The sequence below is a fragment of the Chryseobacterium candidae genome (assembly GCF_004916905.1).
In the GTDB taxonomy this organism is placed as follows: Bacteria; Bacteroidota; Bacteroidia; order Flavobacteriales; family Weeksellaceae; genus Chryseobacterium; species Chryseobacterium candidae.
On the sequence record NZ_SDLV01000018.1, the window covers coordinates 48,575 to 73,053 of the forward strand.

22 protein-coding genes and 1 tRNA gene are annotated in these 24,479 nt (G+C 34.8%); 13 read left to right on the forward strand and 10 right to left on the reverse strand.

Annotation, left to right across the window (positions count from 1 at the left end):
- The first annotated feature begins 130 nt into the window (after window positions 1-130).
- Window positions 131-1,570, forward strand: coding sequence for an alpha-amylase (locus tag EK417_RS09725; RefSeq protein WP_136522066.1), 1,440 nt, complete (start codon window positions 131-133; stop codon window positions 1,568-1,570).
- Between the two features lie 221 nt (window positions 1,571-1,791).
- On the opposite strand, the gene EK417_RS09730 is transcribed toward EK417_RS09725, so the two are convergent.
- Both EK417_RS09730 and EK417_RS09735 read right to left on the reverse strand, forming a co-directional pair.
- Window positions 1,792-2,202 (reverse strand): thiol-disulfide oxidoreductase DCC family protein, encoded by a 411-nt coding sequence (locus EK417_RS09730; protein ID WP_136522067.1) that lies wholly within the window; start codon window positions 2,200-2,202, stop codon window positions 1,792-1,794.
- A 4-nt stretch (window positions 2,203-2,206) separates the two neighbouring features.
- On the reverse strand, window positions 2,207-2,674 hold the full coding sequence (locus tag EK417_RS09735; RefSeq protein WP_110367056.1) for a heme-binding domain-containing protein: 468 nt from the start codon (window positions 2,672-2,674) through the stop codon (window positions 2,207-2,209).
- Between the two features lie 459 nt (window positions 2,675-3,133).
- Here EK417_RS09735 and katG point away from each other — a divergent pair, with 459 nt between their 5' ends.
- Window positions 3,134-5,413, forward strand: coding sequence for a catalase/peroxidase HPI (katG, locus tag EK417_RS09740; RefSeq protein WP_136522068.1), 2,280 nt, complete (start codon window positions 3,134-3,136; stop codon window positions 5,411-5,413).
- Between the two features lie 93 nt (window positions 5,414-5,506).
- Here the strand turns inward: katG and EK417_RS09745 are convergent, their stop codons facing one another.
- The 4 genes from EK417_RS09745 to EK417_RS09760 all read right to left on the reverse strand — a co-directional run bounded on the left by EK417_RS09745 (window position 5,507) and on the right by EK417_RS09760 (window position 9,273).
- A complete protein-coding gene (locus tag EK417_RS09745; protein WP_076595898.1) occupies window positions 5,507-5,941 on the reverse strand; it encodes a transposase in 435 nt (144 codons plus the stop codon).
- A gap of 624 nt (window positions 5,942-6,565) precedes the next feature.
- Entirely contained in the window at window positions 6,566-7,036 is a 471-nt protein-coding gene (locus EK417_RS09750; RefSeq protein ID WP_136522069.1) for a hypothetical protein, read from the reverse strand.
- Between the two features lie 225 nt (window positions 7,037-7,261).
- A complete protein-coding gene (locus EK417_RS09755) occupies window positions 7,262-8,023 on the reverse strand; it encodes a sterol desaturase family protein (RefSeq protein WP_136522070.1) in 762 nt (253 codons plus the stop codon).
- A gap of 254 nt (window positions 8,024-8,277) precedes the next feature.
- On the reverse strand, window positions 8,278-9,273 hold the full coding sequence (locus EK417_RS09760) for a helix-turn-helix domain-containing protein (protein ID WP_076595901.1): 996 nt from the start codon (window positions 9,271-9,273) through the stop codon (window positions 8,278-8,280).
- 602 nt (window positions 9,274-9,875) lie between these two features.
- Between EK417_RS09760 and EK417_RS09765 the strand changes: the two genes are divergently transcribed.
- Together EK417_RS09765 and EK417_RS09770 are read left to right on the forward strand one after the other, a co-directional pair.
- The gene (locus EK417_RS09765; RefSeq protein ID WP_136522071.1) at window positions 9,876-11,654 is read left to right on the forward strand and encodes a phage tail-like protein; all 1,779 of its coding nucleotides are present in this window, start codon (window positions 9,876-9,878) and stop codon (window positions 11,652-11,654) included.
- A gap of 356 nt (window positions 11,655-12,010) precedes the next feature.
- Window positions 12,011-12,322: a helix-turn-helix domain-containing protein gene (locus tag EK417_RS09770; protein ID WP_110367062.1), complete on the forward strand. Its 312-nt coding sequence runs from the start codon at window positions 12,011-12,013 to the stop codon at window positions 12,320-12,322.
- Window positions 12,323-12,597: 275 nt separating this feature from the next.
- On the opposite strand, the gene EK417_RS09775 is transcribed toward EK417_RS09770, so the two are convergent.
- Window positions 12,598-12,668 (reverse strand) — tRNA-Gln (locus EK417_RS09775).
- Window positions 12,669-13,041: 373 nt separating this feature from the next.
- On the opposite strand from EK417_RS09775, the gene der reads away from it, so the two are divergent.
- Both der and upp read left to right on the forward strand, forming a co-directional pair.
- Entirely contained in the window at window positions 13,042-14,352 is a 1,311-nt protein-coding gene (der, locus tag EK417_RS09780) for a ribosome biogenesis GTPase Der (RefSeq protein WP_076596391.1), read from the forward strand.
- A 149-nt stretch (window positions 14,353-14,501) separates the two neighbouring features.
- Window positions 14,502-15,152 (forward strand): uracil phosphoribosyltransferase, encoded by a 651-nt coding sequence (gene upp / locus EK417_RS09785; protein WP_062676151.1) that lies wholly within the window; start codon window positions 14,502-14,504, stop codon window positions 15,150-15,152.
- A gap of 1 nt (window position 15,153) precedes the next feature.
- On the opposite strand, the gene EK417_RS09790 is transcribed toward upp, so the two are convergent.
- From EK417_RS09790 to EK417_RS09800, 3 genes are all read right to left on the reverse strand, one after another.
- Entirely contained in the window at window positions 15,154-15,840 is a 687-nt protein-coding gene (locus EK417_RS09790; protein ID WP_076596390.1) for an alpha/beta fold hydrolase, read from the reverse strand.
- Window positions 15,841-16,015: 175 nt separating this feature from the next.
- Complete coding sequence (locus EK417_RS09795) at window positions 16,016-16,669, reverse strand: ComF family protein (RefSeq protein WP_076596389.1); 654 nt, start codon at window positions 16,667-16,669, stop codon at window positions 16,016-16,018.
- Between the two features lie 316 nt (window positions 16,670-16,985).
- Window positions 16,986-18,467 carry a helix-turn-helix domain-containing protein gene (locus EK417_RS09800; RefSeq protein WP_136522072.1) on the reverse strand — a complete coding sequence of 494 codons (1,482 nt, stop codon included), beginning with the start codon at window positions 18,465-18,467 and terminating at the stop codon, window positions 16,986-16,988.
- Window positions 18,468-18,594: 127 nt separating this feature from the next.
- Between EK417_RS09800 and aceB the strand changes: the two genes are divergently transcribed.
- From aceB to EK417_RS09830, 7 genes are all read left to right on the forward strand, one after another.
- Window positions 18,595-20,169 carry a malate synthase A gene (gene aceB / locus EK417_RS09805; RefSeq protein WP_136522073.1) on the forward strand — a complete coding sequence of 525 codons (1,575 nt, stop codon included), beginning with the start codon at window positions 18,595-18,597 and terminating at the stop codon, window positions 20,167-20,169.
- A 125-nt stretch (window positions 20,170-20,294) separates the two neighbouring features.
- Window positions 20,295-21,575, forward strand: a complete 1,281-nt coding sequence (aceA, locus tag EK417_RS09810; protein WP_076596386.1) for an isocitrate lyase — start codon at window positions 20,295-20,297, stop codon at window positions 21,573-21,575.
- Between the two features lie 181 nt (window positions 21,576-21,756).
- Window positions 21,757-22,329, forward strand: coding sequence for an OmpH/Skp family outer membrane protein (locus EK417_RS09815; protein WP_076596385.1), 573 nt, complete (start codon window positions 21,757-21,759; stop codon window positions 22,327-22,329).
- Between the two features lie 129 nt (window positions 22,330-22,458).
- Window positions 22,459-22,845: an acyl-CoA thioesterase gene (locus EK417_RS09820; RefSeq protein ID WP_136522074.1), complete on the forward strand. Its 387-nt coding sequence runs from the start codon at window positions 22,459-22,461 to the stop codon at window positions 22,843-22,845.
- Between the two features lie 32 nt (window positions 22,846-22,877).
- Window positions 22,878-23,036 carry a hypothetical protein gene (locus tag EK417_RS21075; protein WP_168801972.1) on the forward strand — a complete coding sequence of 53 codons (159 nt, stop codon included), beginning with the start codon at window positions 22,878-22,880 and terminating at the stop codon, window positions 23,034-23,036.
- Window positions 23,012-24,043, forward strand: coding sequence for a hypothetical protein (locus EK417_RS09825; protein ID WP_168801973.1), 1,032 nt, complete (start codon window positions 23,012-23,014; stop codon window positions 24,041-24,043). Before EK417_RS21075 ends, EK417_RS09825 begins: the two co-directional genes overlap by 25 nt.
- A 9-nt stretch (window positions 24,044-24,052) precedes the next feature.
- Window positions 24,053-24,439, forward strand: coding sequence for a hypothetical protein (locus EK417_RS09830; protein WP_110367069.1), 387 nt, complete (start codon window positions 24,053-24,055; stop codon window positions 24,437-24,439).
- Window positions 24,440-24,479 lie beyond the last annotated feature (40 nt).

Below are 24,479 nucleotides of genomic sequence, written 5' to 3' on the forward strand. Positions count from 1 at the left end.
ATTTTTTAATGAAAAACTTGAATGTCTTTCTTCTTTATTTATTGCTGAAAATGAAAATATTTCCCATTGGTTTGAGTTTATATCTAATAAAATCGTATCTTGTTTAATACATTGATAATTTATTAAAGCGATGAAAAAAACAAACTTTTTCCTTTCAATGCTGGCTTTGGCATTGGTAAGCTCATGCAGAACCACTGATGAATTAACAACTGAGACTTCCAGGCAAGAAGAAGTTCATAACAAAACAGTGAATGTGACCCATCATGATGGCCGGCCATTCAGTACAGGAAGTAGTTCAGGTTCTGCGCAAGGTAAATTCACAGCCGGACCCGGTGGAGGAGTTCTGATGCAGGGCTTTTACTGGGACGTTCCGCAAGGTGGCAACTGGTGGAATACTGTTAAAGATAAACTGACAGCGTGGTCCAATGCAGGAATTGGCGCTGTATGGTTACCGCCGGCATCAAAAGCACAGAACGGAGCCTATTCTATGGGATATGATCCTACAGATTATTATGATTTTGGAGATTTTAATCAAAATGGAAGCATGGAAACCCGTTTCGGATCCAGAGCCGAACTGGAAGCTTTGATTACAAAGGCTCATACTGAAAATATGCAGGTATATGCAGATATTGTAATCAATCACAACAGTGGAGGGCAATCCGAAGCCAATCCTTTTACAGGAAACAATACCTGGACCAATTTTTCAGGGGTTGCTTCAGGAAAATTCCAGAGAAATTATAATGACTTTTACAAAAATTCCTATGGAAATAATGATGAAGGAGCTTTTGGCGGTTTTCCGGATTTATGCCATGCGAATCCTCATGTGCAGGACTGGCTTTGGGGAAGAGATGATTCTGTTGCCAAATATTACAAAAACGTAATGAAATTTGATGGCTGGAGGTTTGATTACGTTAAAGGGTTCGGTCCGTGGGTCGTTAATACATGGAATTCTAAAGTAGGAGGATTTTCTGTCGGAGAATTATGGGATTCAAATGTAAATACACTCGAGTGGTGGGCAAATAATGCCAACAGTTCCGTATTTGATTTTGCGGCTTATTACAAAATGGATGAAGCCTTTGATAATGGTAATTTAAATGCTTTGAATGACGATATGATGTGGAAAAGAAATCCATACAAAGCAGTCACATTTGTTGCTAATCATGATACAGACATCATTTACAATAAAATGCCTGCATACGCCTATATATTAACCCATGAAGGGTATCCCACTATTTTTTACAGAGATTATGAAGAATGGTTAAATAAAGAAAGACTGAACAATCTGATCTGGATTCATAATAATAAAGCTACCGGAACAACTTCTATTCTCTACACCGATAATGACGAATATATTGCAAGACGTAACGGTTATAATGGTAATCCGGGACTTGTTGTTTACATCAATACGTCTTCAAATTGGCAGGAAAGATGGATAGAAACCAACTGGAGCAGCCAGCAGATCAAAGACTTTACAGGGAACTCAAACTGGTACCCAACAACCCAGGGAGATAAATGGGTGAAAATCCAGTGCCCGCCGAATTCTTATTCTGTATGGTCGCTTAATTTATAAGTAATGAGCAATGGGTAATAATAAATGATGGAATTATGAATGATAAGTTGGTAATAGTTTGTTATTCAGTTTGATTTCCATTAAACATTAAACATTAAACAGGAACACCTATCCGTCTTATTTGTCATTCCGTAGGAATCTATACAATGTATTAATATTGCAGGTAACTCTTACGGAATGATCTTTTTATAAGTTAAATGAAACGGTGTAAGAACAATTAATTAAACCTGGATAAACTTTTTCTTCTGCTGCTGATCCGGTAAATAACATTTCTGATTGGCCAGTTTCATTCTGTTTTTGGAAATGAGATCATACACTTTGTCACTTAAAGTTACAGGCAGAATTTTCCCAACAACGGAAAGTTTATAAACTCCTCCCAGTAAATTAGCGATTTCCAGTACAGCTCTTGATTTGATTTGATAATACCGTCCGGGTTTCCATAAATACATGGTGTTGAATACATTGGTTTCCAGCCCTCTTTCTGATAAGAACTGCTGTCCGAAATCAGATTGAAGAGAAGCAAACATGAACTGGTCTTTCTTATCCCGCTCCAAAATCCACTGCACCCAGAAATTACAGACACCGCAATCTCCATCAAAAAATACAATATGCTTATTTTTCCAATTTCCCATGATGTTATTTATTAAACAGGATTCCTCTTTCAGTGTCTTCTTTTACTTTTTTAAAATATTGAATAAGATCTGCACGCTGCTCATCAGACAGTTTAGCATTCTGATGACCTAAATAATAAGATTCAAGAGGCATCTCTTTTTTCTCAATCATTTCTATACATTCTTCCAGTTTATGAACCTGTCTCTGAGGCTCATATACTGCAAAGGTAGAAAAATTAAGATGTTTCCTGCCTTCATTAATATGGTTTTTTACCCACCATGAAGTTGGTGAAATATTGCTGTACCATGGATACTTTGTTTCATTGGAATGACAGTCATAACATGACGTTCTGAGGGTATGGGCAATTTTCTCCGGTGTATTTTTAATTTTTAGAAAGTCCATTCCCGGAGTAAGTGGTGGATTTGTTTTATCGATAGGGAAAAACTGAATAATGATAAACGTAACGAGAATTACAACAATTATTTTTTTCATAGCAGATGTTCATATTTTGTCAATATAAAGATAGATAATTTATTTTTAGTGAGATAAAGCCTGAAGTTGGGTGATGGAAGCTGGAAATACTTTTTAGTGGCTCTTTAAATAGGGTGTTTTTTCTTTTTTTAGAAATTCTTAATTTATATTTCATGATGCTGTTAAACTTTCTCTTTCCAGCATCCAGTTTCCTTTTCCCTTTAAATTCTTACCTTGAGTAATTCTAAATTGGACTCTATACTGCTGTTTTTATTTAAGTTAATCTGAAAAATGACTAACTTAATACCACAATTGCGTCCAGAAACTGTGCCGTTAAAAATACTAATTTATAGTTTTTAACTATCATTTAAATAAAAATTAATAGATTGTATTTATCAATCAAACGTTGTAGGTTTGTCATAATCTTACAACAGAAAATTGAAACTGTATTAATCAACATAAAAAATAAAATAAACGACAATGGAAAAAGATTTGAATGACATCAGTAAATGCCCGTTTCACAACGGAACAATGAAGAAGAGTGTAGCCGGAGGAGGAACCCAGAATTCTGATTGGTGGCCGGATCAGCTTAGAGTAGATCTTCTGCGTCAGCATTCTTCCCTTTCAGATCCTATGGATAAGGATTTCGATTATGCCAAAGCATTTGAAAGCCTTGATCTGGAAGCAGTAAAAAAAGATCTTCATGCATTGATGACAGATTCTCAGGATTGGTGGCCGGCAGACTTTGGTCATTACGGTCCTTTGTTTATCCGTATGGCATGGCACAGCGCCGGAACATATCGTGTGGGAGACGGAAGAGGTGGAGCAGGAGCAGGACAACAGCGTTTTGCACCTTTAAACAGCTGGCCTGATAACGTAAGTCTTGATAAAGCAAGAAGATTGCTGTGGCCGATCAAACAGAAATATGGAAGAAACATATCATGGGCAGATCTTCTGATCCTTACCGGGAATATCGCTCTTGAATCCATGGGCTTTAAAACATTCGGATTTGCAGGAGGACGTGCAGATGTATGGGAACCGGATTCCGACGTATATTGGGGATCTGAGAAAACATGGCTTGGAGGGGATTTACGGTATGCTCACGGTTCGGAAGGAGTAGAAGAAGGTCATTCGGCAGTTCTTCCTGCTGATGATAATGCAGATGGAGATACTCATTCAAGAAATCTTGAAAATCCATTGGCTGCCGTACAAATGGGACTTATTTATGTAAATCCTGAAGGTCCGGACGGAAATCCTGACCCTATTGCCGCTGCTAAAGATATCCGTGATACTTTCGGCCGTATGGCGATGAATGATGAAGAAACCGTTGCTTTGATTGCCGGAGGACATACTTTCGGAAAAACCCATGGAGCGGGTCCGGCAGATCATGTAGGAAAAGAGCCTGAAGCAGCCGGAATTGAACAACAAGGGCTTGGATGGGCAAGTACTTATAAGTCTGGTAGCGGAAGAGATGCTATTTCCAGCGGTCTGGAAGTAACCTGGACGGAAACGCCTACCCAATGGAGTAATTATTTCTTTAAAAACCTTTTTGAAAATGAATGGGAATTAACAAAAAGCCCTGCCGGAGCTCACCAGTGGGTAGCAAAAGATGGAGCAGATATTATTCCTGATGCGTTTGATTCTTCTAAAAAGCATAAACCAACAATGCTTACAACAGATCTTTCCTTAAGGTTTGATCCTGTTTATGAGAAAATTTCAAGACATTTTTATGAAAATCCTGATGCGTTTGCTGATGCTTTTTCAAGAGCATGGTTTAAACTGACACACAGAGATATGGGACCGCGTGCCCGCTATCTGGGACCGGATGTGCCGCAGGAAGAACTGATCTGGCAGGATCCTATTCCTGAAGTAAACCACGAACTGGTTGATGAAAACGATGTGGAAGCGCTAAAATCAAAAGTTTTAAACTCAGGATTAAGCCATTCCGAACTGATATCTACAGCCTGGGCTTCTGCTTCTACTTTCCGGGGAAGTGATAAGCGTGGGGGTGCCAATGGAGCAAGGATCAGACTGGAGCCTCAAAGAAACTGGGAAGTCAACAATCCTTCACAGCTGAATAAAGTATTGGGAGTACTGGAAGGAATTCAAAAAGAATTTAACGATTCTCAAAACGGAGGTAAAAAAATATCATTAGCCGATCTGATTGTTTTAGGAGGTAACGCCGCATTAGAAGTGGCTGCAAGAAATGCGGGTCAGGATGTAAAAGTTCCTTTTGCTCCGGGAAGAATGGATGCTTCTCAGGAACAGACGGATGTAGAATCTATGGGTTATCTTGAGCCTGCAGCGGATGGATTCCGTAATTATCTGAAGAGAAAATACACCGTATCTACAGAATCTTTACTGATTGACAAAGCTCAGTTATTAACACTTACTGCCCCGGAATTAACCGTATTGATAGGAGGAATGCGTGCTTTAGATACGAACTTTGACGGTTCAAAACATGGCGTGTTCACCAGCCGTCCGGGAGTTCTTACCAATGATTTCTTTGTGAATCTTCTGGATATGGGAACTCAATGGAAAGCAATGTCAGATGATAGAGAGCTTTATATCGGAACTGATAGGAAGACTGGTCAGCCAAAATGGACAGCAACCCGTGCAGACCTTGTTTTCGGATCTAATTCTGAATTGAGAGCCGTGGCTGAGGTATACGGAAGTGCTGATGCACAAGGTAAGTTTGTAAAAGACTTTGTGGCAGCATGGACGAAAGTGATGAATCTGGACAGGTTTGATCTGGTTTAATAAATAAAAATGAAAATAGAGAAAGGCAGCTTTTATGGCTGCCTTTCTTATTGATTATAAGGGATGTATTTGCATTAATTTCAGGAGAACTAATTAATTTTGATCATTGTTAAACGTAACGTCTTTCGTAATCCATTTATATAAAGTTGTTTTAGGTATTTGATATTCATTTATAATTTCACTTCTTGTTTTTTTTCCACTTTTTATTAGGTCTAAAATGAAATCTATTAATTCTTTGGTGTATATGTTTTTACGGAATTTAGGAAGTCCTTCTTTTAAGGAATGCTTTTTTACAGAGGTTTGAGGAGCATATAGAATTAAGTGCTGGCTATATATTCTGAAAAAATCATATTCAAGTAACTTACTCCATTTTAAAAGTATATCAGTATCTATATTTTTATCATGATACATATTTTCAATTTCTTTTTCACTTATTTTCATGAAAGAACATATCCGGTCTGAATGTATACCTAAATATTGAACTCTTTTTTTTATTAATTCACCGATATTAATATTTTTATATTTCATGATTAATTAAAGATTAATTGATGTTGTGAAATGTAATGAATTATACTTTTTTACATCTCCGATGCAGGCATTGATTAATTTTTGAGGGAAGGATCCTGCATCGAAGAATCAGTAAAGATAAAATTGAACATTTATAAAATGAGAATCTTTACCAGGATAGAATTGTGTTTTTAGAATCGTTTATCTAATAATTCTCTAAAAGTTATATTTAATAGTTTCATCATTTTTACACTGAATATTATTTATTAGTATCTGCCCCTGAATTGTAAAATAAAGTATTTAAATATATTTCAACAGGTGTTATTGGATGATGCAAAAGTATGAGTCTGAATAAATCAATAAAACATATTTTAAACTAAAATCTGTAAAATGCTTTAATATTACTTATGTATTGTATTATAGTAAGTTACGATAGTTGATTTCATATAATTGATTGTTTGGTATTTATAGATGTAACTTATTCTTGAAAATAACTATTACAAAATGAAGAAGTATTTTTTACAAGATGTTTTTATTATAAATTTTGTTGCAACTATAATAAATGAATATTCAAAAAATAGAATTGGCAGATTGTAGTTTTTATTTTCGGATGATGGCTCTTTTACGAAATAACACTATCAAAGATTAAATAGAAATATTAAAATTGGTAATTTTATTTAATTCTTTGAGTGATGAACTGAATTTTCTCAGTTCATTTTTATTTATCCCAATCAATGAATATTTTAAGACCTTGGTTTTGTTGCCATGATAAGGAGTAAAGCAAATAGAAATTGTAGATTTTATGTTATACCTTAAAATATCAATTTGTTGTATGTAAACTATCGGGATTTCAATGGGTGGATAGAATTTATAGAAGCCAATGAAGTGTTTGGTTTTTATAGTAATTATTTCTCCTGAGTTTTCTAATTCACTATATTTCACTTTTTTGATTATAAAGAAATTTATAAATACAAGTATGCTAATTGAGACAAAAGTGATAGCCTTATGATATAATGGAGTAAAAAGGAATACTATATTGCCGGCTACGCAAATCACTGAAAATAAAAGTAAGACAATACTCATTCTATTTATATTTTTTTTATTATCTATTTTCATACGTTTGATTAAAGGATCTATTGTTTTTAATATTTTTTTTAATAAAAGATTATTGAAGTCTTAGTATAGCAGTATTTTAAATAGTCTTGTGGAATGTTAAAAAACTCCGATACTATTACTGTTTTTTAACTTATAGCATCGGAGAAAAGTAGGGTGAAAAAAAAGATTTTTAAAAAAATCTAAAAAATGAATTAATTAAGTTTTTTTGAAGGATCTGAAACGGCGTTAATCCGGAAATCTCCTATTTTGAATTTCATCGTACACATTTTCATAGTTTGGATATTCTGTACCTAACATTTTATCCCAAAACCTAAAATATAATCCATAATTTCCTTTAAATTTAGAATGATGCAGATTATGGTAGGTTGAGGTAGTTATTATAGTAAATAAAAAAGACCCTCTTAACCACTTTGGAGCAATTTCATACCCTAAATGTCCATAGGCGTTGATAAATAAAGAAGAGACAAGGAATAATAATAAACTTATAGGATGAAATGGGAGCAGAACTATGATGATGGGTACAATAAATGCTTCTCCAATTGCTTCTAAAAAATGGAACGAATAGGATGCGTACGGGGTTGGATTTGTGGATTTATGGTGTGTCAGATGTGCGTATTTAAAAATATGTTTTATATGAAGCAATCTATGCAGCCAATAAAAATAAGTATCATGAATTATTAAGCCCATAATAAAAGCCCCCGGAATCCACCACCATGAATATTGATTGATATCTGTATACCATTGGGTGTATTCTACCAAATCAGTATTTATAACTGTAACAATTGTTACAGTCATAACAAATGTAGACAGCAGTGAATTTATGATTTCTCTTCGAATGTCACTGCTATTTAAATTTTTCTTTTGAATCTTGGACTCTTTCAGTACACGACCGAGTATTTTATAACAAATGATATAAAAAAAACTTGCTATAAAGAAATATTCCAAAATAGAAGTTGCGTATGTATTAATTATTTCCCTTGAATCCATATCTTAAGTTTTATTTCATGAAAACCGGAGAGAACTGATGTTTTAATATAGTTCTTTCCGGAAACATATAATAATAAAATTTGAAAATGCAGGCAGCTTACAGATTCACCACCAGAAGTTAAATTATTTCTACCTGCAAAGATAGGATCCCGGATCAATCAGAAAATATGCACGTAAATCAATTTCGGTAAAATCATTTAAATTTTATTGGTTTGTAAATTAATGATTTATGGTGTGTTTATATCTAATGGTAATTATTTTTTGATTTCATTCATTTTCTTTTGAATATAATCGGAAGGAGTAATGCCTTCAATTTGTTTAAAGACACGATTAAATGTGGATTGGTTAGAAAAACCTGATTCAGTATAAATATACATCAATGTTGTCTTTTGTAAGTCAACTTCGTCTAATAATTTTTTAATATAATTTACTCTGTAATTATTGATATAGCTGTTAAAATTAGAATATCCTTTATTTCGGATTGCTTTTGAAATATAATGATGGTTAGTATGTAAAGCAGCGCTTAATGAGGACAGATTAAATTTGCTGTCCTTGAAGAATAAGTTTTTTTCCATGCTCTCATCAATCCTGCTGAAAATATTTTCCAAAGCATCAAGATCTATATCATTATTGATCACCTGTCTCTCTCTAACTTTTGCTTTGTAAGATGAGCTATTCAGTCTGCTTTCTTCCAGTTCTAATTTTATTTCCTGTTTTCTTATTAAATCCTTATAATATACTAATAGGCATACTATCAAAATATTGGACATAAAAAGTAAGACATCGGTAACAATTATTTGTGATTGCGAATATTGCTGAAAATTAAAAGAAAAATTTTCAGCAATGATATAAATGATAATGACTAAAAATAGTAAATATCCGGTATAAATTATTGTTTGTTTTTTCTGAAAGAAGATATTTGATCCTAAAGGGATGGGGATAAGCCAACATAAGCTGGCAACAGAACTTTTCCAAAAAAAAAGTATAATATAAATATTATATAAAGGAGCTAGTATTAAATAAGTATGTACAATTGAGTTTATTGAATATCTTCTTCTTACAATAATATAACCATAGGATAGAAAGCATATTCCGCTTAGTAAATATATGATAACTATTTTATTGTATAAATAAAAATAGAAAATGGAAACATAGATAATAAATAGAGTAATCATTAACAATATATATTTATCTAATAATTCTTTTTTCAACCTCTCAATGCTATCAATTATATTTTTTTTTGCAGTCATTTTGTTATTTTGAAAGTTATTTACTAGTAAATGCTTTTTGTAGTATGTTGAATAATAGGGTTTTGTGTAATTTAAGTTATTTTAAGGTTTTTGATTTGTATTGCCTTTATTTGATTTGTTTTTCATCCTACATTTGCACCTGTATATGTCTTTCGAAAATATTTGTTTTGAAAAATTATAATGCAAAGATATAAACATTAAAAAATATTTTGAAAATTATTTTAATTAAATTATTTGTTTATTGTTGTTTTATTAAGGTTAATTTAAAATTAAGTTTAAATAATTAATAAATAATTATAATTTTAATTATTTCAGTGTGATTTATTTAATTTATTATCTGGGTCCTGATGCTGTATTATTCCGGAAACAGGTAATGGAAAGTATAAATCCATACAAATGTAAATGCCACTATTTTATATTTCTGAATTTGTCTTTTTATAACCAATCTTAATAATACAATATACTATAATTAAAATGCAAAATTCATTTGACAAAGAAAAGATGTCATTATCAAGGCCACCTCCTTATACTGGGAATAGTATCTTAAGAATTTGGTCTTCGAACCGTAACGAAGTAATTTAAATAAAACAAAAAAACAAAAAATGAAAAAATATATATTACTCATTTTCATAATGATGATCGTTCCTTTTCAAGCATATGCTCAAGTTGGAATCAATACAACTAGTCCCAATAGCAAATCTGCGCTTGACATTGTTTCTAAAGATAAAAATACAGGAACTTTGCTAACCCGTCTTACAACTGCTCAAAGAAATGCTATTACCGGGTTGGCAGCTACTGAAGATGGGTTAACTATTTATAATACTGATGAAAAGTGTTATAATTACTATCAAGCCACTAATGCCACCTGGTTAAGTCTTTGCGGAACATATAAACCTGCTGTTTATACCGTAGACTGCAGCAAAATAAAGGTTTTTGGAACTTATACTCAAGGGACTTCCCTTAATGTAAATAATTACATCACGATGCCGGTTACAGTTGCAACAGCCGGAACCTACCATATAATTGCAAAAACAACCAATGGCTATTATTTTGAAAAGACAGGTGTATTTCCGAATGCCGGAACTTTTACTATTTCCTTGTCTGGCTCAGGAGCTCCTAGTGCAGGACCTCAGACGGATACCATATCTTTTGAATATGATGGAACTATTGACACTTCATGTACATCTGTAACTGTAGCGGTAAGCGGCTCACAAATCAGTTATGGTATCACATGTGGTAGCGCAGTTGTAAACGGAACCTATAATGCACAAACTGTTTTGGATTATAATACCAATACGGTGACAATACCTTTATCTAACGTAGATACAGGAGGACAGGTAACCATTATTAGTTCATCTAATAACGGTGTCAATTTTACCGATACAGAAACAATCACAACAGGAAGTACTTCAATAACGCTTCACGGTTCAGGAACTCCAACAAGTGCAGGTGTATTTACTTATACTTTTACAACGAATGGTGCCAATTCACAAACCTGTACATTTTCTGTAACATTTGATACTACCAAAGGTACTTTTGCAGATCCGGCAGACAGATGTTTAGATATTTACAATCTTGGTAAAAGAACGGATGGGGAATACTGGATCAAGACTGGTTCTGCAGATGTTACACCTATTAAAACCTATTGTGATATGACTCATGGAGGGTATACTTTGCTGTGGTCATACTCTGAAAAAACCGCTTATACAGGTGGTGGTCTTTACGGAACGGCTAATAGTATGTATATTGGCGCGAACTCAGGTGCTGTAGCACTTTCTGCGAACTCACCACAGAATGTTGTTACAACTGCTGCAGGGGTTATGAATTATACTAACTACAGAATACCTCTTACAGCAATGCAAAACTCTAAAAGTGCAACTCTGGGCGACTATAGGGTTCAAATCACCAATAATCCAACTAATATGAATGATAGCTGGGGAAATGGTAATTTTTTCAATGCAAAACCAACAACAGGGTATGATTATATCGCGAATGTTGCATCAACTTGCGAGCATCCAATTGTTCCAACTACAGGTAAAATCTTCGGATATGTTTATGATGCCCGTACCAATAATGCTACTTACAATAATGTTGCGACAGCAGGGAGAGTTTGCCCGTATATTAATTCTGGTTATACTTCTCACTGGGATGCAGGAGGACGTATTGCGGGTACGATAACTGCACCTGACGGTACTTCAATAAATGCATCATCATTTAATAATTTATTCGGATTCTTTGGTGAAGTTGAAGGGAATCACCTATTTGGAAAATGTACTACAGATGATAACAGCTTTGCTACGCAAACGTGTTCTTACACAAGCCTAAGGCCACATTCTTTTAATAGTGGAGAAGGTAGATACTTGCAATGGTTTGTTAAATAATCTCATATTATAATCTATATATTATATATTCAAAGATCATAAGCCCGGAACTATTACCCGGGCTTATTTTCGAATGAGAATTCCTTGTCTCATCAACTTAATAGTCTAAAAATATCATAATATGAAATTGAATGAGTTGCAAAAGTTAATAGGACTGAGTAAAAAAGAAGTATTGTCAGAATTTGGAAGTGAATTTAATCATTATCCTGCTGATATATGGACTTATTATTTGAATTCAAATTGGATAGGTATGAAAACCTATATCATCATCTGTTTCAATAATGAGATTGTAGAAAATGTAAAAATGGTAAAGCGATTTGGACGAATTAAGTTTTAGGAAATTTAAATAAGAAATTATGATAAAAGGACCCAATTATAAAAAAATATATACAGATATGGTGCTTGCTAAATATCCGGGTAAAATTGAGGTATGCGGTAATATTTTAAATAAAGAATATATGAGTATTCTTGATGTGATTAAGCTCAATAGACTTTTATTTGAAACAGATAATGAAATCGCTAATCAAAAATTGAGATCATATGATAAAAGAACTGTTTTGGAGATTCTTCACTATCAGAAGGAAAATAAATTGAATAATATACAGACTGCAGTGCATTTTAAATTAAGTCGTAATACAATTACCAGATGGAAGAAATCATTTTTGTAAAGGAGTGAATTTTATTGATAATCAGGTATTTACCATAACGGAAGTTAATCCTAACAGACCTGCTTATCTTATAATGAATGAACCAGGAAATTATGAATATTTAAAAAGGCTTAGTTTAATCTTAAAAAATGAAACAAAACAGCGAAATCGAATTGTCTGGACTGAGCATCATATGAAGAGGAAAGGTGAAAATTTCTATCAGTGTATATAAAAAGAAATTCATTGTCTGAAAATAAAATAACCATCTAAGAATTAGATGGTTATTTTATTGTTTGTAGACCCACAGGGATTCGAACCCCAGATGACTGAACCAAAATCAGTAGTGTTACCGCTACACCATGGGTCTGTTTCTATGCCGCGAAATTATAGAAATTATTTTAAATATGAAAATCTAAATTAAAGATTAATTAACATAATTATTGAGATTGCAGCTTTATGTATTGATATCCAAAGAATTATTTTTTAATATTTTTTTTAAAAACAATTTTTGTAAGAATAGTAACAGATTTTCAGATATTGTTTGTTTAGCTTTAAGGGGAAGCCAGTAATGAATTCCCATTAGATAGTGACTTCCAGCCTCCTTCTTCCAGCTTCTCTCCTTCAAGGTTCATTTAAATAATAAAACCTTATCTTTGCAAAAAAAAATTGGGCTCCAAAAGTTGGAGTAACCCATTAATAACATATCCTGAGCAAAGCAAAAGGATTATTAAACATTTTTTATGTCAAATATTGTCGCAATCGTTGGACGTCCCAACGTAGGAAAATCCACGCTTTTTAACCGTTTATTAGAAAGAAGAGAAGCTATTGTAGATTCTACAGCTGGTGTTACCAGAGACCGTCACTACGGAAAATCAGACTGGAACGGAGTAGACTTTACGGTAATTGATACCGGAGGTTATGATGTAGGTACAGATGATATCTTCGAAGAAGAAATCCGTAAGCAGGTACAATTAGCGGTGGATGAAGCAACTTCTATTATCTTTATGATGAACGTTGAAGAAGGGCTTACTGACACAGACCACGAGATTTACAGACTTCTTAGAAGATCCAATAAACCTATTTACATCGTTATCAATAAAGTAGATTCTGCAAAAGAAGAGCTTCCTGCAACAGAATTCTATCAGTTAGGAATTGATAAATATTACACACTTTCTTCTGCTACAGGTTCCGGAACAGGAGATTTATTAGATGATATCGTTAAAGATTTCCCGACTACAGAATATAAAGATCCATTTGAAGGACTTCCTAAAATTACGATTGCAGGTCGTCCAAATGTAGGAAAGTCTACAATGACCAATGCCTTATTGGATGTTGAAAGAAATATCGTAACCGATATCGCAGGAACCACAAGAGACAGTATCCAGACTTTATATAATAAATTCGGACACGAGTTTGTATTGGTAGATACCGCAGGGATGAGAAGAAAGTCGAAGGTAAGCGAAGATCTTGAATTCTACTCTGTAATGAGATCAATCCGTTCTATTGAATATTCAGATGTTGTGATCATCATGGTAGATGCTACACAGGGATGGGAATCTCAGGATATGAACATCTTCGGACTGGCTCAGAAAAACAGAAAAGGAATTGTAATCCTTGTGAATAAGTGGGATTTGATCGAGGACAAGCAGACCAATACGATGCGTGATTTTGAAAAATCAATCAAAGATAAGATCGGTCAGTTCCAGGATATTCCAATCCTATTCGTTTCAGCTTTAACGAAACAAAGAATCCTGAAAGCTGTAGAAGTTGCCATGGAAGTTTATGAAGACCGTAAGAAGAAAATTAAAACTTCAAAACTGAATGAAGTAATGCTTCCGATCTTCGAAAATACACCACCACCGGCATTGAAAGGAAAGTATATCAAAATCAAATATTGTGTTCAGCTTCCTACGCCTTCACCACAGTTTGTATTTTTCTGTAACCTTCCACAGTATGTGAAAGAACCTTATAAAAGATTTACTGAAAATCAGCTGAGAAAAGAATTCGGATTTACCGGAGTTCCGATCGAAGTCTATTTCAGACAAAAATAACAAGAACAGATGTTCATCAAAAACCTCCGGCAAGCGAAGCTTGCCGGAGGTTTTTATATTATCAGATCAGACTTTATCTTTCAGCCCGATCTTTCAATTCGTTTTTTAGTTGTAATTTTGCAGCAATTGAAATTAAAAATAAAATTTTCATGCTTACTATTTTATCGCAACACTTCTCTCTGGTCAACGAATGGATAAATGAACTTAGAAACGTTACTATCCAGCACGACCGAATGAGATTCAGAAGGAATATGGAAAGAATCGGGGAGATTGCCGCTTTTGAAATCAGTAAAGGACTGGAGTACAGAGAAGTTGAAATTCAAACTCCTTTAGATACGATAAAAAGCCGGGAAATAGCTGTACAACCGGTTATTACAACTATTTTAAGAGCCGGAGTTCCGTTGTTCGAAGGAATTCTGAACTATCTGGACAGAGCAGACTGTGGTTTTGTAGCAGCTTACAGAAAACATGATGCCAACGATTATTTCTCCATCAAACAGGATTATCTTACCTGCCCAAGCATTGAAGGCAGACCTTTGATCGTGGCAGATCCCATGTTGGCAACAGGAGCTTCCCTTATTGAAGCTATCAAAGATTTGCTGACCAACGGAAATCCAACCCAGCTTCATATTGTTGCCGCTATTGCATCAAAGCAAGGTGTGGAAACAGTCCAGAATGCTTATCCTGAAGCTCATATCTGGGTAGGAGCCATTGATGAACATTTAACATCAAAAGGGTATATCACTCCTGGTTTGGGAGATGCCGGAGATTTGAGCTACGGAGAAAAACTTCAGCGATAAATTAAGAAAGATTCCGGAAATCTTTTATTAAGTTCAATAATAAATCAGGCCGTACTTTATCCATAGGATGCTTTGTGTCCGGAAGTACGGCAAATTTTGCGTTTGGAAGGCTTCTGTAAACTCTCATACTCTCTTCAATAGTGACCATATTATCTTTATCTCCCACCATGATTTGAACCGGAGTAGTAATCGTAGCAAAATTATTTTCCAGAGGAGGATTTTTACCTAGATCAATCATTAAATCAGCAATAGCAGGAAGAAGCTGTTTCCATTTTGTTCCGTGTTGTGATTCTAAAAGCTGGGCATACTGAGGAATTTTTTCAAGAATAACATCCGGATTAAGCATTTTACTTTCTTTCAAAGCCTGTTCTTCAGTCCAGTCGAACTTTGTTCCCAACGTTATAACAGAATTTACATTGTCAGGATTTTGCATGGCGTAGCAAAGTGCAACATAGCCACCCATGCTGTGTCCGAAAATAGATAGGTCAGTCAGATGATTCACTTTACAATACTCAGATAATTCCTGGACATACTTTTTAATACTGAGACCGCCTGCAGGAAGTTCCTGATCTCCATGTCCTGAAAAAATAGGAGTATGAACTCTAAAATATGATGACAGAACGTTCAGATAAGGCTTAAAAATGTCACTGTGACCTAAAGCTCCGTGTAGTAAAATCAGATTGGGCATAGTTGTATAGTTTCCGGAAAATTAGGAAAATGAATTGAATCGTGAAAATAGATGGAGGAGGAATTGTAAGAGTGTTTGAGTGTTGTAGGGTTTGAAAATATTCTTGATTATTGCTCTGCACAGAAAAATCCGAAACTAGCATCCTGCAACTCACAACTCGCACTCCGTTCCCGTATCAAGCATCCTCAGCCATCACCAAAACACTCACTTTATTATCTCCGGCACTTAAAATTTCCCATGCCACTGATGAAACCGTATTTCCTGTAGTGAAAACATCATCAATCAGTAGAATATGCTTTCCGGTAATAGATTGAGTAATGGAGAAAATATTGGCAGACTCCAGTCTGTGTTTCTTATCTTTTAAAGCCTGAGCTTTTGAATAGTGATTTCGTTTAATTAATTGATGATCAAAAGCGATGTTGTAAAATGAAGACAACGTTTCTGTGAATAAATGAAGTTGGTTATATCCACGCTCTTTGAGTTTCCTCGGATGAAGAGGTACGCTAACCAGTAAATCAGGTTTGTGGTCATCAAATTTCAGCCGCTCAGTCGTCCAGTCTGCAAGAATCTTTCCAGTTTTTTCTCTGCTTTTATATTTCAGCTCATGAATAATCTGTCTGCTTAAGCCTTTCTCTTCAAATTGTATTAAAGAATAAGCGTTTTCAACCGGAAAGAATAAACTGCATTTTTCCTTAACCGGATTATTTTCAAAATAATTGTAATGGGTAAAATGAATCTGGCTGAAACAAAGATCACAAACCAAAAATTCAGGATCGATGATTCTGTTGCAGTGAATGCAGCGGTTAGGAAACAATACATCTAAAATCATAGTGTGTTTTTACTAAGATATGAAAATAATTGTCAATTTTTGCTTCGCAAAGTCAATAGTGAATTATTATTGTTCGCGAATTTTGTGAACTAATTTATATTGGGTTCGCAAAGGCATTTTTTCGTTGCTGAGTGGAACGGCATAGAGAACGAAAAGCTATTAAATAGTATAGAAAACTTTGTGAACTCCGCGTTTAGAAAATAACTTACCCGTGAATTTCAACAGCAAATCTATTATTCACAAACCTTAATCTCGAATCCCGAACCTCGTATAGAAATTCACAAGCTAAGCGTATTGACAATTCACAATTCACTTTTTAAATATCTTCAAACGTCTTCCTGATCTTCTCCACAGAACTTTTCATACTCAGATTAAAATGTTCCTTTTCCAGTCTTACGGGCGGTGCCTGTCGCACTTCACAATCGGCAATACTGCATGATTCGCAGGTAACCCCTACATTGATGGTTTTTAAAGATGGAGACTTGATAAAACCTATTTTTTTAATCGTTTGAGAATTCAGTAAAATCCCCAGACAATAACTTCTGTTACTTCCATCTGAAAAAGGATTTTTCTGTGAAGTAGAAATTACCAGATAGCTTATTCCCTGATCTTTATAGTGAGAAATCTGAGCATCCGTAAGGGTTTCATTTTCTTTTAAATCACCAAGATTTTTTACCGCAATCCATCTTCTGCAGTAATGTTCGTTCATTGCATTCGCATGAGGAGCCTGTTGATGATTAAGATGAAGCTCTTTTAAAATCTGAATTTTATCCGAGTTTTTCTTTTTTACCAGGCATAAATAAAAAAGATCTTTAATTCCTATTTCAGCCGAGAGGATGTTGGTCAGCCGATAGTAAAACGTTTCAGGAGAGTGGGTGAAACTATCGATCAGTCCCTCAAAACTTTTAGATTCCCATGTATTCTGCTGGAAAAATTCTGAAGTTTTTTCAATGACAGATTTTTTGGAAATGAGCAATGCTCCTGCAAAATAAGAGGCGTAAAAGTTGTTCAGGATCTCTTCAAAACTTCCGAAGTCAAGCCATGAATACGTATTGGGACGATTTTTTAATTCCAGTACATTGAAGCCGATTTCTTTAGCGAGGATGAATGTTTTCTGATCCTTTTCCAGTTTTTTATTCAGAAGCAAAAGTTTTTTTTCCGGAATAAAAAGAGATCGCAGATTGTCCAGAGTTCCATATTTTTCAAAATCTTCAGACTGAATGGTGTAGCTGAATTTTTCTGCAAGAATTTTCTCCAGAATATCAGACTTTAAGCTTTTCTTGATTTTTAACTGATTTTCATGTGTAAACAAATCTACCTTTTCTTCAATTTCCGGAAAATAATTGTCATACAATTCCTGAAATGATCTTAATACCGCAAAATAAAATCTTTCTTTTCCCAGATTATAATTCTGAGAAATTTCGATCAGAGCATTGATAAAAGCAGTTACTTTTTTAGGAGCATCACTGATGATGCTGATGAGGTTGTTCTTATTGATTCCAAAAAGTTCCAGCGGAACTTCTTTAAAGAAATCAGACTGCAGGATTTCATTGAAAGGGGCAAGACTTTTATCAAGTTTGGTAGAAACCAGATCATCGAAAGTACAGTTCAGCGCTTCAGAAAGCTGAATGATTTTATCATGCTTGGGATATTTTTTTCCGTTTTCAATTTCGTTGAGGTAAGATTTTGATAATCCTGTCTTTACAGCAAGATCCTGCAGAGACCAGTTTTTCTTTTGTCTCTGCTGTTTCAGTTTTAGCCCGAAAACTGTTTTGATAAAGTCGCTTTCTGAATTCATTACTCAAATATAAATAAATAGATGCGATTATTCGCATAATAAATTTTAAAATAAATTTAGCGAACGTTCGCTATTTGTGAAAATTTTTATTTATGTTTGTAACATCAAATCACAAAATCAATAGGTTATGGAAACAAAGACTCAGTTAGAAATAAAGTCACAGAAGCAGTTTGAGGAAATATTTACTCCTGATTTGGTAGATTTTCTGATTTCGCTTCATCAAAACTTTAATGATAAAAGACTTGAACTTTTAGAAGAAAGAAAAAATACTCAGCAACATTTTGATCAGGGAAATCTGCCCGGCTTCTTAAAAGAAACTGCAGACATCAGGAATGGGAATTGGGTATGTGCTTCACTTCCTGACGATATGCTGGATAGAAGAGTAGAAATTACAGGCCCTGTTGACCGTAAAATGATCATCAATGCCCTGAATTCCGGAGCATCTGCATTTATGGCTGACTTTGAAGACAGCAGCTCGCCGGTGTGGGAAAACTGTATCCAGGGACAGATTAACCTTTCTGATGCCATTAACCGAAAAATTGATTTTCTCAATGAAAAAGGAAAAGCTTATACCCTCAATGAGAAAACGGCTGTTCTACAGGTTCGTCCACGTGGTCTTCATCTTCCGGAAAAACATATTGAAATCAATGGAGAGAAAGCTTCCGGATCACTGACTGATTTTGGAATGTATTTCTTCAGAAACGCAAAACAGCTTCTGGAAAACGGCAGCGGTCCTTACTTTTACCTTCCCAAACTGGAACATTATAAAGAAGCCCGATGGTGGAATGAGGTTTTTGTTTTTGCACAAAACTACCTTGGAATTCCGGAAGGAACTATTAAAGCTACTGTTTTAATAGAAACCATTACTGCATCATTTCAGATTGATGAGATTTTATTTGAATTAAAAGAACACAGTGCAGGACTGAATTGCGGAAGATGGGATTATATTTTCTCCTACATTAAAAAATTCAGAAACCTTCACGAGTTTATTGTTCCGGACAGAGACCAGGTGACGATGACTTCTCCTTTTATGAGTGCATACTCAAAAAGGGTGATCGAAATCTGCCATAAAAGAAATGTTCATGCTATCGGCGGAATGGCTGCCCAGATTCCTGTAAAGGACGATGATGAAGCCAATAAAAAAGCTTTTGAAAAAGTAAAAAATGACAAAGAAAGGGAAGTGAAAAACGGTCATGATGGTACATGGGTAGCACATCCGGCATTGGTAGCGGTGGCAAAAGAAATTTTTGATAAGTATATGCCTTCCAAAAATCAGATCGATAAAAAATTTGAATATCATATAACGGAAAATCAGCTGCTGGAAATCCCCAAAGGAGATATTACCGAAAAAGGAGTCCGGAAAAATATCAATGTTGGAATTCTTTACCTTGAAAGCTGGCTGATGGGAACCGGTGCTGCTGCTATTTATAATCTGATGGAAGATGCCGCTACTGCAGAGATTTCAAGAACACAAATCTGGCAGTGGCTGAAAAACGAAGCCGTTCTGAGTGATGACAGGACGTTAACCCGAAGCATGGTACTGCAGTGGGAAAAAGAAGAAATGGACCATATTGAAAAGTATGTAGGAGAAGCCCGTTTCCGGAACGGAAAATTTAACCTCGCTAAAGAACTTTTCAATGAACTGATCTTTTCTGAAAAATTTGAAGAATTTCTAACCCTTAAAGCATATCCTTTTATTTAATAAAATGTTGGTTGCTGGTTTTATAGTTGCTGGTTGAAAACCCAATTATCAATTAACACTAACAATAGAACTGGCATCCAGCAACAAAATTATTTTCAAACCTAATCAAACAAAATCCCAATATTATGAAAACAAGACAAGAACAAATCCAGGCTATTGAACAGGATTGGCTTACAAATCCACGCTGGAACGGTGTGAAAAGACCTTATACAGCAGAAGAAGTTTTAAAACTTCGCGGTTCTTATACCATAGATTATACTATTGCTACAGAAATGTCCAAAAAATTCTGGAATAAATTAAATACTCAGGATTATGTGGCAGGACTTGGCGCATTGACAGGTAATCAGGCGGTACAGGAAGTAGATGCCGGGCTGGAAGCAATATATCTTTCAGGGTGGCAGGTTGCGGCGGATGCCAACCTGTCAGGGGAGATGTATCCGGATCAGTCATTATATCCGGCCAACTCAGTGCCTTCTGTGGTAAAGAAAATTAATAATGCCTTACTAAGAGCAGATCAGGTGCAATCCGTAAGCGGAACAGGAAACAAAGAATATCTTGTGCCTATTATTGCTGACGCAGAAGCAGGTTTTGGAGGTAATCTGAATGCTTTTGAGCTGATGAAGCAGATGATTGAAGCGGGAGCAGCGGGCGTACATTTTGAAGACCAGCTTTCTTCAGCCAAAAAATGCGGTCACTTAGGCGGAAAAGTATTGGTGCCTACTCAGGAAGCAGTCAATAAGTTGATTGCAGCACGTCTGGCTGCCGATGTATTAGGTGTTCCAAGTCTTATTATTGCAAGAACAGATGCGGATGCTGCAGATTTACTGACTTCTGATATTGATGACAGGGATAAAAAGTTCGTAACAGGAGAAAGAACCTCTGAAGGGTTTTACGTAGTAAGAAACGGAGTAGAACAGGGAATCGACAGAGGTTTGTCTTATGCTCCATACGCAGATCTGATCTGGATGGAAACCTCAAATCCTGACCTGGAACAGGCGAGAAGATTTGCAGAAGGAATTCATGCCAAATTTCCGGGAAAAATGCTGGCTTATAACTGTTCACCTTCATTCAACTGGGCAGCAAGACTGAGTGTGGAAGAAATGTCTACTTTCCGTGAAGAGCTGGCTAAAATGGGATACAAGTTCCAATTTATTACCCTTGCAGGATTCCATGCCTTGAACACGGCTATGTTTGAATTGGCTTTAGCTTATAAAGAAAGAGGAATGGCAGGATATTCAGAACTTCAGGAGCGTGAGTTTGCATTACAGCAGAAAGGATTCAGAGCAGTGAAGCATCAGTCTTTTGTAGGAACAGGATATTTTGATGAAGTACAGAATATTGTCACAAACGGTTCCTCGGCTACAGTAGCGATGAAAGATTCTACAGAAACCGCACAGTTCCATTAGTCATTTTTTCATATTTTTTTGATATTAAACCTTCTCGTCTTCGGGAAGGTTTTTCTTTTGTTTAAAGGTGTTTAAGCCTGTTTTTACACTATAGATATCTCAAAATAATAAAGAAATAAATACTACATGATAAGTAATTGAAATTTGAATTATATTTGAGACTGAAAAAATATTATTAAAAATGAATTTAATTAAAGTACTTTTTATTACATTAGGATTAACACTTACAGCCAATGCTGCAAAAGCCCAACAAAAGATTGGTAGCGTGAATACTGATGAAATTTTTGCAAGTTTATCCGAAGTAAAAACAATAAGTGCAACTGTGGACAATTTTACAAAAACCAAGCAGACTGAAATTGAAAAATTAATCGGTGATTATCAGGCTAAATTGAAGGCAGCCCAGGATAAAGAAAAGACTCTTAGTGAAGCTAACAAAGAAGCGGTAACGAAAGAACTGATGGCAGCACAAACAGAATTGCAGACTCTGGGTAAAAAAATTGAAGAATCAAGAGCACAGGCTGCTAAAGATATTTCTGCAAAACAAAATGAATTGTTTACTCCGTTACAGCAAAAAGTAAAAGCTGCTATTTCTGCTGCTGCCAAAGAAAAAGGTATCAATTATGTTTTTGATATTGCATCTCAGGAAACTAATAATCTTATTTACAACGATGGAAGTGAAGATATCACAGCTCTTGTGAAAAGTAAATTAGGAGCTGCAGCAACGCCTGCAAAACCTGCTGGAAAATCTAAATAAGAAACTTAATATACTGAATATTACAACGGAATCAGAATTCATGATTCCGTTTTTTTATGCGTAAAAGTGATTAATGGGATGAAGAATATTTTGTTTTAAAATGATAAATTTGAGTAAACTTTCAGCAGAATGAATTTAATGTACGAAAAACAGATCAAAGTAACAGAAGAACATATTGATCACAATAGCCATGTGAATAATGTACAGTATGTACACTGGGTGGAAGAAGTGGCTTCAGAACACTGGGATCTCTTGAAATATAAAACAGAGTATATGAATGATGCCTGGATGCTTCTGGATCATCATATTCAATACAAAAAACAGGTTTATCTGCATGATATCATTACGGTAAGAACCTATCCAATGGCTCCGGAAGGAGCTAAGCAGCCAAGGAAAGTAGAATTCTATTGCAATGATGAACTGGTGGTAAATTCAAGCACACTCTGGATTTTGTTTGATCCTGAAACTAAAAAGATCAAACGTTTGGAAAATGACTGGTTGGAGAAGTTTTTTTGACTATTTGCATCAAATTAAAAAACTAAATACATATGAAGCTCTTATATTCACTGACATTGCTCTTCTTAAGCATGGCAGGTTATGGCCAGGAAAACCCTTACTGGTTTACAGATGATATTAAAAAAAGGTGGCAGACTCCACCCAAAGTCAATCCTGGAGAAGCCAGATGGGTGCAACATTTTACTCGATAAGCGGACAATATAACCCTGCATTGAAAAGTTGGGATATGACTTTTGGAAGAGTGAAAAAGCTGAGCACTGCAGATAGTTTAAGATTTACAAAACTAATCCCTGTCAACGCAAAAGATTATATCTTGAAAAGATCCTTTAGTGAACAGATTATCATCATTAATGAAGCCCATCACAATGCCAGTCACCGAACTTTCGCATCTTCCTTGCTTCAGGGGTTATATGATAACGGATACAGATATTTGGGACTTGAAACATTAGCGAGTGACTCTGTAAACACCACGAAATTTGCTGCTCTTAACAGTGGATATTATTCCAAAGAACCAGAATTCGGAAACTTTATTTACAATGCCTTGAAAATTGGGTTCAAGCTTTTCCCATATGAAGCAGAAGGAAATAATAAACAAAGAGAAATAGGGGAGGCAAACAATATCTTCGATTTTATGCAGAAAAATAAAGATGGCAAATATTTCATCTACTGCGGTTACCAGCATGCGTATGAAGGTGTTCATAAATCCTGGGAAAAAACAATGGCGGGAAGACTTTCAGACCTTACTGGGATAAATCCTTTTACCATTGATCAGACTCAGTTTTCAGAAAAAAGTAACCCGAAGTATAACGAACCACTTTTAAGATTGGTAAATAATACTATCCCTGTTGTTTTAAAAGATGAAAATCAGGCAATCTATAACGGAGAAGATAAAGAACTGTATACCGATATTAAAATCATTCATCCCATTACAAAATACATCAAAGGCAGACCAGATTGGATGCTGACGAAAAATAGAAAGTGGTATAAGATTCCGGTTTGTGAAGTTTCAGAATATCCGGTATTGATTTTTGCCTATAGAAAAGGGGAGTATGAACAGAAAGGAATTCCTGCCGATATCATTGAACTCAAAACATCTAAAGACAATCGTTATTTAATTCTGGACAAAGGAGAATATGAGATTGTCATTAAAAATAAAGAATATAAAGTCATTAACAGATTTGAAAAAACGATCAGATAAAGAGAGGTGATGAAAAACAAATTAAGAAAGATAGTCATCGATAATAATGAATATTTGTATTCGGTTACGGATCAATTGAACGCTGAAACTGAAATTAATACTCTAACATTGAAAGTTTTTCTAAGAGAGCATAAACAGACTCCTTTGATCGTTGAGTTTGTAACATTTGATCATTATATTATGGGTCAGCCTTTAAAATCCGGTATTAAGTTGAGAAATAAATTAACAAACTCAGAAGATACCGTTAATCTTAATGAGCCAAAGTACATTAAACAGTTTATTTTGCTTGGATTAAAAAATGGGTGGTCAGGTGTTAATTCAATAGCAGTTCAAGATGGATTGGATTATTTGTATCAATTAGGTTTTGAAGTAGACCAATTAATTTTCAAGAAGTAATAGATATCAATTTTGAAAACCTGCTAAAAAAAAAAATTTA